Source organism: Pedobacter sp. 01N416 (assembly GCF_056399685.1).
In genome coordinates, this window is the sequence record NZ_JBFTRT010000338.1 from 1 (window position 1) to 14,472 (window position 14,472).

The 14,472-nt window shown below is 38.8% G+C and carries 14 protein-coding genes and 1 pseudogene; all 15 read right to left on the bottom strand.

The genetic code is table 11. The features are described from left to right. Positions 1-2,663, bottom strand: a 2,663-nt coding sequence (locus tag AC1DND_RS17935) for a hypothetical protein (protein ID WP_477583678.1), incomplete at its 3' end; no start/stop codon positions are given. Continuing rightward, complete coding sequence (locus AC1DND_RS17940) at positions 2,664-3,737, bottom strand: hypothetical protein (protein ID WP_477583680.1); 1,074 nt, start codon at positions 3,735-3,737, stop codon at positions 2,664-2,666. Positions 3,738-3,776: 39 nt separating this feature from the next. After that, positions 3,777-4,778, bottom strand: coding sequence for a hypothetical protein (locus AC1DND_RS17945; protein ID WP_477583682.1), 1,002 nt, complete (start codon positions 4,776-4,778; stop codon positions 3,777-3,779). A 43-nt stretch (positions 4,779-4,821) separates the two neighbouring features. After that, complete coding sequence (locus AC1DND_RS17950; protein WP_477583684.1) at positions 4,822-5,682, bottom strand: hypothetical protein; 861 nt, start codon at positions 5,680-5,682, stop codon at positions 4,822-4,824. Between the two features lie 4 nt (positions 5,683-5,686). Continuing rightward, the gene (locus AC1DND_RS17955; protein WP_477583686.1) at positions 5,687-6,106 is read right to left on the bottom strand and encodes a GPW/gp25 family protein; all 420 of its coding nucleotides are present in this window, start codon (positions 6,104-6,106) and stop codon (positions 5,687-5,689) included. A 3-nt stretch (positions 6,107-6,109) separates the two neighbouring features. Further along, positions 6,110-6,388, bottom strand: coding sequence for a PAAR domain-containing protein (locus AC1DND_RS17960; RefSeq protein ID WP_477583687.1), 279 nt, complete (start codon positions 6,386-6,388; stop codon positions 6,110-6,112). A gap of 4 nt (positions 6,389-6,392) precedes the next feature. Further along, positions 6,393-6,881, bottom strand: a pseudogene (locus tag AC1DND_RS17965) (phage baseplate assembly protein V); the annotation flags it as partial. A gap of 11 nt (positions 6,882-6,892) precedes the next feature. Further along, positions 6,893-7,885 carry a phage late control D family protein gene (locus AC1DND_RS17970; RefSeq protein WP_477583689.1) on the bottom strand — a complete coding sequence of 331 codons (993 nt, stop codon included), beginning with the start codon at positions 7,883-7,885 and terminating at the stop codon, positions 6,893-6,895. A 6-nt stretch (positions 7,886-7,891) separates the two neighbouring features. Then, on the bottom strand, positions 7,892-8,578 hold the full coding sequence (locus tag AC1DND_RS17975) for a CIS tube protein (RefSeq protein ID WP_477583691.1): 687 nt from the start codon (positions 8,576-8,578) through the stop codon (positions 7,892-7,894). Between the two features lie 11 nt (positions 8,579-8,589). After that, positions 8,590-9,057: a phage tail protein gene (locus tag AC1DND_RS17980; protein WP_029274652.1), complete on the bottom strand. Its 468-nt coding sequence runs from the start codon at positions 9,055-9,057 to the stop codon at positions 8,590-8,592. A gap of 5 nt (positions 9,058-9,062) precedes the next feature. Next, a complete protein-coding gene (locus AC1DND_RS17985) occupies positions 9,063-9,497 on the bottom strand; it encodes a phage tail protein (protein ID WP_131031004.1) in 435 nt (144 codons plus the stop codon). Between the two features lie 21 nt (positions 9,498-9,518). Then, positions 9,519-10,964 (bottom strand): phage tail sheath family protein, encoded by a 1,446-nt coding sequence (locus tag AC1DND_RS17990; protein WP_477583694.1) that lies wholly within the window; start codon positions 10,962-10,964, stop codon positions 9,519-9,521. Between the two features lie 4 nt (positions 10,965-10,968). Beyond that, positions 10,969-12,750 carry a phage tail sheath family protein gene (locus AC1DND_RS17995; protein ID WP_477583696.1) on the bottom strand — a complete coding sequence of 594 codons (1,782 nt, stop codon included), beginning with the start codon at positions 12,748-12,750 and terminating at the stop codon, positions 10,969-10,971. A 17-nt stretch (positions 12,751-12,767) separates the two neighbouring features. After that, positions 12,768-13,664 (bottom strand): hypothetical protein, encoded by an 897-nt coding sequence (locus AC1DND_RS18000; RefSeq protein WP_477583698.1) that lies wholly within the window; start codon positions 13,662-13,664, stop codon positions 12,768-12,770. A 29-nt stretch (positions 13,665-13,693) separates the two neighbouring features. Then, on the bottom strand, positions 13,694-14,317 hold the full coding sequence (locus AC1DND_RS18005; protein WP_477583700.1) for a Pvc16 family protein: 624 nt from the start codon (positions 14,315-14,317) through the stop codon (positions 13,694-13,696). Positions 14,318-14,472 lie beyond the last annotated feature (155 nt).

Consider the following 14,472-nt stretch of genomic DNA (forward strand, 5'->3'; position numbering starts at 1 on the left):
GTGGTATTGTTAACTGTATGCGAAAGCACTTCGAAGTAATTTAAAATCGGGGGTGTTAAGTTCTTACGGCTCGACAAAACCTGATCACATAACTCTTTGGTACATAAATCGATGTGACTAYTAATTAATGAATTGGCAGTAGATAAGGTTAATGTAGTGTTTTTACTTTTTGCAATAACCTTTTCCTGAATTAAATCGGCCAAAAGCAAAACCTGGTATTTACCGGCAACACTACCTGCCACAATTTTATAGTTATTGATATGTACTGCAGCGCTAATCAATTCTTCCATAGCAGATTTAGCAGCCAGTACATCTGTAAAATTACCAACCCGCTCAAAAAGAACTTTGGTTAATACCTTGGTTTCGATATTCCAGGTTGTAGACACTGGTAAGATTCTAAACGCTTTCGAAAAATGTAAATCTTCTACTCTTTTAGCATCTATCCCCAACAGTAGGCTTACCCTTTTTTCGTAGCCTGAAACATTTTTATAAAACCAGGTAAATTCATTGTGGTAATTAAATGCCTTACCTCTATTGCTACTAATTTCCGGATAGGCATTTAAAAACGACAATTTATCTTTTATCAGTTCTGCTCCAGCCCTTTGACCGTCAATGGTGTAGGCAATTAAAGCATAATCGCTAAACTGCTCGCAAAAGCGGGCCAAAAGGTGATCTAGAAAGCGGTTTTTACGTTTTTCAAAATCGGTTTTACTTTCAGTAATTCCCTGCAAATGTTCCGCATAACCATCAATAAATATTCTTTGTTCAGTTGCATTGGGCACAATATCTACATTACCCCCAGTTGCTTTTAAGGGTTCGCTGAAGTACGTTTTATTCAACAAAGGCTGACCAAATTCATCCAGTTCCTGGTTTAAGCTAAACAGTGCTTTTAAACCATTAACCTGTTGAAGATAACCATATAACAACTGATCAAAAAACGACAAGAAACCTTTAAACTGTTTGGCCTGGGTTATCCGAAGATTTCTTTCATCATCAGTAGTTGGCAAATTAGGGATCCCTTCAGAACCTACACCATAAACCAGTGGAAAATCTTGTTGTATCGAGGTATAATCAGTAATTTCTCTCCAGTCGCCCACTGGAAATGCATTATCTAAAATTGGATTTTCTGGATAACGTTTCCTCGACTGAGCAAAAAGCGCTTTATATTTTGCTTCCATTTCATCTTTATCAAACGAAAATGGAAGGTTGTGTTTGTAGAACGATAAATTAGAAAGATTAGTGGATAAGCGGGGTACATAAAATTGATCAATCGCTAAAGAAAGACACCATTTAACACTTTTCTTTGATATATTAAGTACATTATCCTCTGGAAAGTTGGCCAATTGCAAGCCGCTAACCGATTGAACAACCTGTTTGCCATCAATTTTAACATCCATGATAATCCTGATCAGATCGCTTACATGGATGGTACATTTTTGTTCGGAAGCGTTAAGTTCATCGTCATCGATAAAACCATGTTCTAAAGCCGGGCCATCAAAAATATCTTCGGTAGCTTTTCCTTTGTTTTTCATATCGGGCAAGCTGTAGAAATATACATCAGGTGATAGAAACTGTGCAATTTGAAAATAAATTTCGGCGGCAACGCTTGCGGCATCAGCAAAAGGATCTATTTCTATATCGCCACAAATGGCAATTTCTTCTACTTTGAGTGCTCTGGTATTTAAATAATCTTCGCAAAGTGGCCGGTTATCATTCAACCTATCTTCAGCCTTTTTTATAATGTTTTTTATTACACCTATTTTGCGTTTGTAGGTTTGTAATAATCCATTGGGCGCATTAAAAATGAAGTAGTTTAAATCGGCATCAATTGCATCAAGGCCTACAAGAGCAATAGGAACTTCGGCAACTGTCTTAGTACCTGCAAGGGTAACTGTGTGATCTGCATCGTTGCTATCAATTAATTTATAATCGTCAGGCAATTCATCGACCTCTATTTTCAGGCTTTTAATTTTCGCAATTATTGCAGCATCGTCGTTAAAATCGATACTTAAATCGTCCCAGCGTGGAAAATGAATTTCTACCTTTATTTCTACCCCCTCTAATAATGGATCGGGGGCAAAATTATTGATGACGTATATGGCAGAAATGGAATTGGAATTTAAATCGCCATAGTTTACCGACTGATCAAATTCGATCAGAAAATTATAAAGTCCTTTAACAAAAAATCCGGTTCCATCAGTAGCGGTCGGGAAATAGTCTAATTTCTGCTGTAACTGATTTACATAAAGTTTCATTTCAGCATCATCAGCAGGAATTACCCAGGCATTTTTTATCCCCAAAGTTTCTGTCCCTGCCTGTACCGCTACGTCCATTAAGAGTTTTCGAAAATCTTTAATGGTAACGGGAGCGTTGTGCAATATTTGCCTTGCGGTAAAAAAATTACGGAAATCGATATCAGCATCGGCAGAATTAGGATCACTGGCCAGTAAATCCTGCATATCGAAGGTCAAGCGGTAACCTAAATCTGTTATGGCATAACAAAGTGTTTCGAGCGTTGTTACTCCCGGATCGTGAAGATTATAATCGCTCCAATTGCTTTTACTTAAAGCCTGAATACGGTTTATACCAATTTCACGTAGTTTATCAAACTGCATGCTATCCTGTTGCGGATTATTTTTCGATATGGTTTTTAAATCGCTCATTTAATTACAACCGCATTCGTTAATTGGAATAAATTTACTGTCTGTTATTGCGTTGTCATTGCAATCGGCACATTCACAATCCGGATTATTGATTCCCGGGATATCATTAATATTGATGATGCTATGCTCGGGGTAGGCCGTTAAAATACTTGCCGCTGTAGCGGTTTCTGCTGTTTCTAAATCTTTTGTTGATATGTCTTCTAAACCCACTGGCCTAAACAGATACATTTTAACGCAGGTGATATAATCTACATAGTCTAACTTTTCGAGCTGATAGATAATGGTCGATTTTTCTATTTTACCCCCAAATTCCATCTGCGTAGCAGCGTTGCTTGTCCAAGGGGCCAACAGTGATTTAAGCTGCGTTTTAAGTTTCGGCAGATAAATATTTTCTTCGTATCCATCACGGAGTTTGAGGTGAAAATGAAGCTTGATTTCTTCAAATATTGGATTTTGAACATTCAATTTTGCGAATACCGAATTGGTTTTGGCCAAATAAGTTTTAATCTGTTCTAATGTATTTTTAGAAACTTTTGGCTTTAATGGATTTGGCGCATTGCTGATCGAAATATCGGGCACGGCAATAATAGTTACCTGGCCGGGCGATAAAGAATTATAACTGCTTACATTCCCATTGTAAAAAGTGTGGTTAATGCATTTTGCCGTGTACACATTCGGGAATTGGGCCAAAATAAGACGCTCGTAATCCCACAGGGTGATGGATCTCCTTTTGTGCCGTAAAATTTCGCTAACCCTTAAATAATATTCATTACCGCTTTCTATTGCCTTCCCATCAAATGAGCCATAAGGTTGAACTACCTTTTTCACGGCGCTATCGGGTTCTTTTAGCTTGGCAATCACCCCTGCTTCGATGGCTATTTTTTCGGGTACAACATCATCATAAACAGAAAATTGAGCCTCACTGGCTTGAGCAGTAATGGAGATAATATCGCACACTGCCGCTGCATTGCTTATTACCGAAGCCCTTAGCCACAACAGACCAGTCGGCAATACAGTATTATCGGTATTTACGGTTTTAGGAATATTTAAGGTAACTATGCCTGTTGTTAACAATCCGTTTGTCTGTTCCCTTAAAATCTCTATGTTTTTAAATTATTTCCAGATGTTATGTTGAAGATAGGCCCATGTTACCACTGCTTTATCAAAATCGGGATCGGCGCTACCCTCACTAACCTGTAACAATAAACTTAAATTTTGCGGAACAATTGCATCGCTTAGGCCAATGTATAACTCAGCATCATTGGATTTAGTAGGAAGTAACGATACAGACCCATGCGTAAAGGGATGTGCTTCGGCAAGGCCGAAAGGCTCAACAAAATAAAACCTGTGGATGCGGTTATCGTAAGTTGACTTAACATCGCCCGCTACCGAAAGATTTATGGTGGCTGCGCAGCTATAATCGATCGTTAAATTCTGGATAAGTGGCAAATATGGAGGATTGGGCAATTTAGGCACCGTGGTTTTACCAATTACCGCTGTACTAAATACCAGTTGATAATCGGCCTGGCCAAATGTACCTTTGGTAAATTTAAGTTTTAGATAGCCCCGTTCGGTCTCAAGGTTATAAGCATCATTTACTTCGGTATTATAATCTGCATCGAAAGTATCTGGTATATTTAAATCTGTAGAGAACTGTGCATTGGGTGCAACTGTATCTGCTGCACTAAAAAGTGAAACCTCTGCCGATGTAGCATTTATCCAATTGCGATGTAAGAGAAAGGAAACTTCTGCTTTATAATCACTATTATTAACATATTTGGTTGCATCACGGCCATTACTAGCATTAGCCAAATTGGTGTAAAGGTCGTAATATGTAACAAAAGGAACGGTAGGTAGGCCTAAATATTCAAAATTTAGCTTTAAACTACTGAGATCATGCTGAAAAACCTCTTTGCTGCCTATATAAAAATTAGCGCCAATACTGGGAATCGGACCAAAAATTTCCATAGGTTTAGCAGCATCGAGTTTACCTAAACTGTTCTGTACAAATAGATTTTTCACCCCCTGTACATCCGTTTTAATGACCACATTATCTATTGAAGCAAAGGTTAGGCTGGCATAAATATTTGGGGTTGATAGTATTTCTATCTTCAATACCGGAAAAGCGGTTCTGAAATCTTCTATATGAAGTTTTTGACTATAATACAGCAGTAATGTCTACCGCTGTCCACCCTTTTTCTGCGGTAATACTGGCCTTAAAATTTTCGGGCTTAATTACCGGCGCTGCCAGATAAGGCGCACGATAAGAAAAGGTAAGTGTTATTTTACGTTTGCCTTCGGCCATTCTAAACAGTGGAGAACTTATGGCAAAACCAATATTAGCTTTATTTCGATCGGTGTTGCCAAAAGTATCCCAGCTTCCATCCTGATTGGCCAACTCTCCTCCATTGCCATCGCCAGAATTTGCGATTGGTGAAGCATAAATTTTAGTTTTTTCAGCTTGATCAACCAAAATAGATTTAATACTCGCTACCTGTGTATGGCTAAAGCTGAAAGAAGATAACAGCTTGTAAAACTGTTCTTGTTTTTTACTGTTTTTGCCTGCTTTAAACTCAGTTTTATCGTTTAATATGTATTGAGAAATGTGTTTCGCCAATTCTACAATCAAATATACTTTATCGGGCTCGGCTGCCTTTTTTTCGAAGCCTAAAACGGTTTCAAAAAAATAATCTAAATGTTTGCCTGTAAACTGATTGAGGTCTTTTTGAGCAATGGCGTATAAATCCAAAAAAGAATCGAAAAGTGCCAAATGTGGTTCTGAGGTGCCATCCTCATTAATTTCACTGATATTAAAAACACTTTGCCAATCTGTCTTTTTCTCTGTTCCATCAAAATAGTAATGGTTAATATAAGCCGCCAAATTATCGCAAAATTGATAAAGGCTTGCTTTACTTCTTTCATCAATGGCAACAAAAGATGCATCCAAAGCTTTTGGCAAGCGGTTTAAACGGCTTGTTCCGTTTCTTGGTGCAGTATTTTTATTGCAATTGGTGCTCATTTTTTCAAATATTTGTTCCTTCGGTTAAATAATATGGGTAAACAATATTGTTCCTGGTATTGGTACTTCTGATGGTATATTCTACCACCAGGTTAATTACCCCAAACTCTACATTTTTAAAAACATCTAGTTTATCGAGCTTAATGCGCGGCTCGTAATAAATTATTGCCCTTCTAATCCTTTCGGTTATCCGCGTTACCAGCGTAACATTAATGGGTTCAAAAATCATATCTTCTACATTGCAGCCATACTCAGCCTGCATCACCCTTTCGCCAACCGCTGTTCCGAACAGGATCTCGAGGCTTTGGTTAATATCTACCACATCGCTTACCATGCTGGTAGCAAAGCGTTTTATGCCTTCGTATTTGACTATCTCTGGCGGAAAGGCCCATCCCTTACCTAAAAAATTGCTTTCTGTATCCATTTTTTAACCTATTGAAACTGTCGGACATCCAACTACAGCACTTGCCCCGCAAATACAGGTATCACCTGTTCTAACTGCTGGCAAACCACCTATCAACACTGTCGCACTTCCCGTCGGAAAAGGGCTTACCGTTGGCTGATGGCTATTTGGTGGCAATACACAAACGTGATTATCGCCAACTACACATGCAGGCATCCCCCCAATTAATACCGTTGGTACGCCAGGACCTATAATTGTGCCACCGTGGTTTGTGGTATCGGTAACTCTCGCTGCGTTTGCCATATTTTTAATTTATCTGCACCATACTTCCTTTAACTTTTGTAATGGCGGATGAACTGACTTCTGTGCCCGCGCTTCCGCTTAATTTTAATTGTGCGTTGGCATTGGTTGTAATATTGGTTCCATCTATTTTAAAGTCGCCTGATGCTTTTAGTATGATATCTTTAATACTTTCAATCTTGATCCCATCCTCGCTCATCTCTATTTTATTCCCATTAATATCCTGAATGTCAATCTGTTTCTGATCTTCATCCAGTGTAATAAAATTGCCTCCAGGTGTTTCTATCTTTATAATCTTCTTTTCATCATCAAACAATACCTGAAGTTTTGATTTGGTAGATAATCCTTTTAAATAATTATCATCTTTTGCTTCTAGATGAGGTGGAAATGAACTGCTATACAATCTACCCAGAATCACTGCATCGCGAGGATCATCATTTATAAAACCAATAATTACCTCATCATTTATTTCGGGATTCCAAACCCATCCATGTTCTTTTCCTGCATCTACACGTAACTATGGATTACCCCCGTAACCAAGCATTTCCCACTAAACCTTTCGCCTATTCCCAATAATTCAACTATAATTCCGGGTTTTAACTTGTTATCGCCCTGCACCCTAAAATTTCCGATAACCCTGTTCAACCTGCTTCTAAACAGTTGTGCTGTTGCCCATTCGGTCGATTCCTGTTCAGCTACATTGCCCGAATGATATAAGCTGTTATCTTCCCAGCCCAACACTTCTGCCAAATCATCGCCGGAAATATTACCTTGCTGGGGTAAAGGTTTTGCGGCCGATGTACCTTCTTTTACTTCCTGGTTGGTATAATTCCAGCTTTTGGTTAGTACCTGTGGATATTGGGTGCGGGCATCCATCTGAGCTTCAAAATCATAAATCTCCGATCCATAGGTATAAGTTGCCGTGCTTTCCTGACTCGCATTGGGCATACCGATAGTCAATTTTCCTGCTTCTGCTATAACCAAGGCACTGTTTAGCTCGGCCCTGGTAACAATAAAATCCCAATTGCTGCAATTAAATTGTACCAGTTGTTTATGTTGTAAACCCAATCCGTCTATATCGGCTGTAATTCCATTCTGGCCTACCAGATCGGTTATTGCATCGCTATCACTTGCGTCTTCCCATATCTTGTTTTTTCGTCCTGCGGTAAGTTTAACGGCTTTATCCCTACATTCTATTTCCATTTGGCTCCCATCCTCGTTAGCCCTAATGGTCTGGCTGATAATTAAACCAGAGAATATCATTTCATTTTCGCCATTGTAACCAGCAGCAATGCTTATTTCGGCCCCTGGAATAAAATTGGTTCCATTGCTTAAATCGAAATTTTGCGCAGCCGCGCTACCATCCATTACTACCACTTTAGCTTTAGGTATGGCATTAACCACATTGGTTACCATAATTTCTAAAATACCAACCGCATCGGGCAAAACTTGTCCGTTTATGGTAATGCTAAAACTTTGTACTCCTGAGTTGGCTGGCATGGTATATTATTTTTCAATCGGTGGAAATGAAATGTTTTGTCCTTGTTTTAATTTCCTAAAATTGTTCAGTTTATTGGCCTTGGCCACTTCTAAGTAATATCTATCGGTTTTATAAATATTGTAAGTCATTAATGGGAGCGAATTATCGCCTTCAACATTTCTGTAATGTGTTAAATCGGGCGAACTGCGCCGCTGTTCGTTAGATTGCTCGGTAAGAGATGTATAACTGGTAAAAGTGCAATCTGTTTTCGCTCTTAATGGTTTTCCGGTATTATCGAACAAGGTGTAGGTAACTTTAACAGCGGTTAACATTCCCTGAAAAGTGAGCTCACCCCAGTGTATTTTTAAAAAATTTGGCTGATGGGTATCTTCTTTAATCTTAAAACAGGTATCGATAAATTTTTCGATTACTTTATGTACTGTTTTATCATTCTGAACATCAGTTTGAAAAGTAGAATTGCCCGAGTAAGAAGCTGATGTTGCGTCCCACAAAAGGTCGAGATTTAGCTCCTTGCCCCTTGTTGATTTAAACTCGCCAACACCATCAGCAGCATTTACAGGCGCATCATGATCGAATGCCTTTTTCATTTTCTTATCTGTAGCTGTTTGACCGGTTCTGCCTGGCACTGTAGATCCGGCTACATTGTTGGTTACCGTTGCGGTAATGTTTAATTCTCTAATTTCTACTGGCATATTTTAGTACTTTAAATTTCTACCCGCCTGAAATATTGATGTGCAAACTCGATACTTTCGATCACCAAGCCATTTTGTTGTGCGTTAAAACCTTCTATCGACCACCGAATTGGATATGCATTAACAAAATTCCAGGCCTGTAAGGGTTGATGTTCATCGTTAAGCAAAATCAAGGTGATATCTTTCGGGCTAAACGTAAAACTTTCTACACACTCTTTAAACCACTGCATTGCTTTAGAGTTAAACAATAAACCACGCTTTAGCGTAAGGTTACTGTAGGTTACTGCCGTTGGGAGTTTATGCGCAAAACGGTTTTCTCCACCTTCCTTATATTCTTCGGTAGCAATGCTCGATTCTAAACCGGTGGCATCTGTAAAACCTATATCGTCTACGCCATCATAAGATAAGCCCTCTATCTGCAATAGAAAATGAAAACCAACTGGAGGATTTGGCGATGGTGAATTGGATATAGAGAACATATAACCTAGGTAAATTCGATGCTTAAACCTTCATGTGCTAGCTCAACTGTTTCTATAGCAACCTCGTTCCCGGTAGAATTTAGTGTTGGTCCGTCTACTTTTGATGGCCAGGCCTGCCTAACTTTCCAAACCACCACCGGTTCGTGACTTTCGTTCAGCAAACTAATGGTGAGGTCTCTCCGTTCTATTTTATTTAAACTAACGGTGTTAAACCATTGAAAAAGTTCATTATCACCTTTGGTTATGCCTCTTTTCATCGAAATCGCAGTGTACTGCTGCATTCCCGGCATTTTAGTAACATGGTATTCTGGTGAGTTTCCTTCGCGATAATCTATCGATTGGGTTTCCACCGTTAAACCACTAACTTCTGTAAAACCAATTCGCGAGCCGCCCCATTCCACCTGAAAGTGAAATACCGGCAATGGATAAGTATTTGCCATAATTTTATAATTTATGATGAATTATTCTTGTAGTTTATGTGAGAATTTCAGGATGATAAATTCTGCTGGCCTCACAGCTGCCATACCTATCTCCACATTCATTCTACCCTCTAAAATATCAAGGGAAGTCATGGTAACACCCAAGCCTATGCGAACAAAATAGGCATCATCGGGTTTTGCCCCCTGCAATGCACCCTGGCGCCATAGCTGGTTTAAAAAATTCTCGCACATGGCTTTTACACGCAGCCAGGTATTGGCATCATTTGGTTCGAAAACAACAAATTCCGTGGCTTTTTTAACGCTTTCTTCTACAAAATTGTAAAAACGCCTTACTGAAATGTATCTCCATTCGTTATCGTTTCCAGCCAAGGTTCGGGCACCCCAAACCAACGTGCCTTTGCCAGTAAAAAAGCGGATTACATTTATTGATTTACCTGTAGTTGGATCTATGTTTAGTGTTTCCTGTTGTTGTGCGGTCACTTTTAATGATGGTCCAGTAACCATTTTTACACTCTCGTTGGCAGGTGCCTTCCATACTCCACGATTGTTATCAACCCTGGCCATTATACCTGCAACAGCACTCGATGGTGGTAAATCAATTACGTTTTTATCCATCTCGTTTGTTAAAGCACGGTAAGTATTTAAATCCATTGCTTTTATGGCTGATAAGGTTGCATCGTTGTATGGTCCGTTAGCGCCATTTACCAGATGTTTTACGACAATAGAATCGTTGTAGCCATAACTTAAAGTACTTTGTAACCAAGGATAATAAACTGCACCATATTTTAAATAATCGGCACTGATATCATCTCTAATCACTCCTGCATCGGTAAAGGGAGAATCGGATAGTACCCAGGCATCAAAAATTGCAATCCGATCCTGCAGTTTAGCACATTGTGCCAAAGCGTAATCATAGGCATCTTTATAACCCGAAGTAGCACCAAATGAAGTATGCTTATCTGTAAAAATGAGCATGGTTGGTTCATCCACTTTTGCAATTGCATCTAAACAGGCTTTAGCTTTTACGGTTGTAATGGTTGAAGCTACATCGTAATCGCCACATGAAACTATATAACAAGGGCCACCACCGTTTGCATAAAACATCTGTATAGCATAATACATGTATTTACCACTTGTGGCACTCTTTTTAGCATTACAGGTAATTACGCGTTTTACTACCTTACCAGCAACTTCTGTATCGGTTATTGTGGGGATTCCACTGGTTTCGAAAACAGTAGTTTCAGAATTGGCCCCACCAAAATACTTTTGATAATCGAGAAATGAAGTAATGCGGATGGGCGTTGGTAATTTTCCTCCTGTAGGCAGAATATTGTTTCCATTTTCATCTTTAGCAAATTCTGTTCTGCCCATAAATGCTGGAATAGCCGTTTCTACAGGTGCTATTGATGCAGGCAGTTTACTTATTTCCTCTATATAAACGCCAGGGGTTTTATAATTAGTTGCCATAATTTTAAGATTTTGCTAATAAGTGAGAAAATTTAAGAACTATAAATTCTGCTGGTCTAACTGCTGCCATTCCAATCTCGATAATCAACCGTCCTTCTAAAATATCAAGAGCCGTCATGGTGATGCCCAGACCTACATTTACAAAAAATGCATCTTCAGGTTTTGCACCAGCCAAAGCCCCTTGTCGCCACAGTTGATTTAAGAAATTCTCGCACATGGTTTTTACCCGCATCCATGTTTTGGCATCATTGGGCTCAAAAACCACAAACTCCGTGGCTTTCTTTATCGATTCTTCAACCATAATAAAAAGCCGCCTTACGGGCACGTAGCGCCATTCATTATCATTCCCGGCCAATGTTCTGGCTCCCCAAACCAAGGTTCCCCTACCTGCAAATTTTCTGATTACATTAATACTTTTTCCTGATGTTGCATCTACATTCAGGTAATCTTGTTCTTCATCGCTTATTGTAATCAGTGGTTTATCAACCGTAAGCACACTTACATTGGCTGGCGCTTTCCATACACCACGTTCGTTATCTACCCGGGCCATAATACCTGCAACTATACCCGAAGGATAAAGTGGAACCGTATACGCATCAAGCGCTGCTTTTATCTGATTGAATAAGGCAAAATCGTTGCTATCAAACCCACCCTTTAAAAATGGCGCACTTAAGGTTATGCGAGGGATATTTCCTTTTGGATCATAAACAATGGGGATAGCATTTCCGGCATTGCCAGCTGCTTTAGCAGTGATGGTTACTACAGCTAAATTTGCAACAACATCTACCAAAGTCATTAAATCGGTATTACCTGCAATTGCGGCTCTTAAAGCTGCTGCTGTAGCGGTTTCGTCGGCACCAATTACAATGCCGCCTGTACCTCCAAAAGTAAAGCTAAACCCTGCTATGGCAATAGAATGCCCGGTTAAAGTAATACCCCCTATGGTTATTGTACCTGTGGCTTTTATTGCAGTAACCGCATCTTTTTCAACAATTTTGGTAATTGCTTTTTTGGTATTTACAACTTTCTTATAAATACCCAGGTTACTTCCGCCACGGTTATCGGCTGCAATTTTTATGTTTTCGTCAGTTACCCGGTTATAAGTGGCTCCACTTTGTATCTGTGGATAATAGGTGGCTCCGTATTTAAGGTTATCTGCACTTACAAAATCATTTCTAAATTTATCGGCCACTAAATAAGCTGTTGTTAAGCCTGCTTGTGGCGTATCCATTATGGTAAAACGGTCTTGCAGTTTGGCACATTGTGCCAGCATGGCATCGTTTAATTCTTTAATATCAGCACCTGAAGTTAAAGCTGTAATTTCGGGGATCAGCAGGAGTGTAATTTCATCTTCCCGCTCGCAGGCCTGTAAACCAAGTTTTAGTTCAGACTTTGTTATATCTGGTGTATCTTCGAAGTCACCCACCGAAACAACCCAGCAAGGGCCACCCCCATTTTCGTAAAACWTTTTTACATGATAATATAAGATATAGCCAGAAACTGTTGTGGCCGGAGTAACATCAATCTTTGGTATTAATTTACCCGGTTCGGGTTCATTAATGGTTACTTCCAGTACTTCCGGAAAGGCACCACCAAAGAAAACTTCAAACTCTAACAGAGAGGTAATACGCACTGGAGAATTGATAGCGAAAGCCACGCCGTTTTTCTCCCGCTTTGCGGTATATCCGATAAAGCCTGGTATTGCTGTTTCTACTTGTGCAATAGATGGGGGTATTGTCGAAATCTCTTCAATATATACTCCTGGATGTTTATATGTTAGCGCCATATCATCATGAATTATTTTTAAACATATACATATATTCTACTGTCCTCTCCCGCTTGTTTTTCGGGCATTGGGTTTGGCAAATTCTTGGTTAAAATAACTTCTGTTCCTCCATCCTTTTTACTCAGTTCTAAGCCCACTTTTACCTTTTGATAAAAAGGAATCTTAACATTGCTTTTGAAGAGCAATATATCCGCATCGGCTATTTTATTAATCGGATCGGGATCATTGGCAGGCACCGGATTCCCGGCAAAAGTATATTTGGCATAAGCCGGAATGCCGCCAGGTGTACCATCCAAACTTTTATCTTTCACTAATAAATCAAAATCATCTAAATCAATCCCACTCTGGTTAATTATATAATATTTCCAGATGGTAGATTTCCTTAAAAAATTAATTAAGAACTTTGTTTCCGTAACTACCGCATTGCTTGCTGGTAGCTTTAACTCCAGCACACCAAAAATTGATTGGGCACTTAATCCGTTGCTCTTAAAAATCTTATAACTTAGTAAATCGTTTCCTGTATCTGCTGCATTTTTGATCGATATGTTATATAGCCCATCGGGTAATTTGCTCATATCGAGCAGTTTTTCAAAAACTTTACTGCTATTGACTTTAATTTTATAAGGACCATTAATGGGCAAGCCATCCGTATCAAAAGCAATAACCAGATTATTTTCTGCTGATGAATTTAGCCTCAGGGTAACTTCTGTATTTACAGGAGGAAGGGTAAAATCTAAATTCATTAAATCGCCCACAATTCCATCAATAATCTGGTATTCGAGGTTGCTGTTTAAACCGTTGTTCGAAAAATAAATCTTTTTATTGCTTAAAAAATCCTTGTTTGGGGCCGTTTCATTTAGTTGTGTAATGGCTAAAAATTTTGCTGCATTATTGAGGTGAATACCAAATTGCAAGGTGGTATCTAAAATTTCTATTTTGGGTTTTAAATCTGCTCCAATTTCAGCTTGGTTCTTGTGTTTAATAAGATATTTTCTACTAATCCATCTGGCACCAACTGAACGTTTTCCTGTACGGTAATCATCCTGATTTTATATAAAACAGAGGGCAGATAGCTGTGACCGATAATACTCCAAAAATGGTTCATCTGTTCAAAATTGAAGCTAAAAAGCTCCGCACTTAAGCGTTCAATATTACTATCAATAGCGCTTAACAAAGGAGAATTGGCCTGTGTAAACACGTTTTTGCCCTGAAAAAATGAAATTACCTGCGATAGTTTTTTTAAGCCCTCCAGGTAATCTAAAGTTGGCGATTCGGTACCCGCCTGGTTAAAATTTGCAGAAATAAGTACGTACAGATTCAGATAGATATCAGGATTGCGGGTTTCTATTTCGCCAAGCATATTCCTTACCGTAACCCGTTGATCTTTTATTGCCCTATCCTCTTCAATGTTCATTAAAGTAATACCCATTGTTTTTTCGGGTATGGCCAGTTTCCCCTCAGAAACGACACTGCTTACCACAATAAAATCATCGTTTAATGTATTGGCAATATTGTTTAGATATCCATTAATTTCTTTCGAAATAAAATCAAGTGCCGTGTTAATCATAGATAAATATTTGGAGCAGAATCTGTTTGATAATCAAACGGTTAATATAAACTTAAATAGGAAAAGCGCTATAGTTATTAACAATTTTAAAAAAAGTTATTAACACTAAATAGTAACTAAAAAACTGTCATTGGAAAGTAAACACCATACTTTTC

What these genes read in the sequence shown, in the direction of transcription:
- AC1DND_RS17980 (WP_029274652.1), bottom strand. Translation starts at nt 9,057, where the DNA reads ATGTTCTCTATATCCAATTCACCATCGCCAAATCCTCCAGTTGGTTTT.
- AC1DND_RS17985 (WP_131031004.1), bottom strand. Translation starts at nt 9,497, where the DNA reads ATGGCAAATACTTATCCATTGCCGGTATTTCACTTTCAGGTGGAATGG.
- AC1DND_RS17990 (WP_477583694.1), bottom strand. Translation starts at nt 10,964, where the DNA reads ATGGCAACTAATTATAAAACCCCTGGCGTTTATATAGAGGAAATAAGT.
- AC1DND_RS17970 (WP_477583689.1), bottom strand. Translation starts at nt 7,885, where the DNA reads ATGCCAGCCAACTCAGGAGTACAAAGTTTTAGCATTACCATAAACGGA.
- AC1DND_RS17950 (WP_477583684.1), bottom strand. Translation starts at nt 5,682, where the DNA reads ATGAGCACCAATTGCAATAAAAATACTGCACCAAGAAACGGAACAAGC.
- AC1DND_RS17975 (WP_477583691.1), bottom strand. Translation starts at nt 8,578, where the DNA reads ATGCCAGTAGAAATTAGAGAATTAAACATTACCGCAACGGTAACCAAC.
- AC1DND_RS17960 (WP_477583687.1), bottom strand. Translation starts at nt 6,388, where the DNA reads ATGGCAAACGCAGCGAGAGTTACCGATACCACAAACCACGGTGGCACA.
- AC1DND_RS18005 (WP_477583700.1), bottom strand. Translation starts at nt 14,317, where the DNA reads ATGATTAACACGGCACTTGATTTTATTTCGAAAGAAATTAATGGATAT.
- AC1DND_RS17955 (WP_477583686.1), bottom strand. Translation starts at nt 6,106, where the DNA reads ATGGATACAGAAAGCAATTTTTTAGGTAAGGGATGGGCCTTTCCGCCA.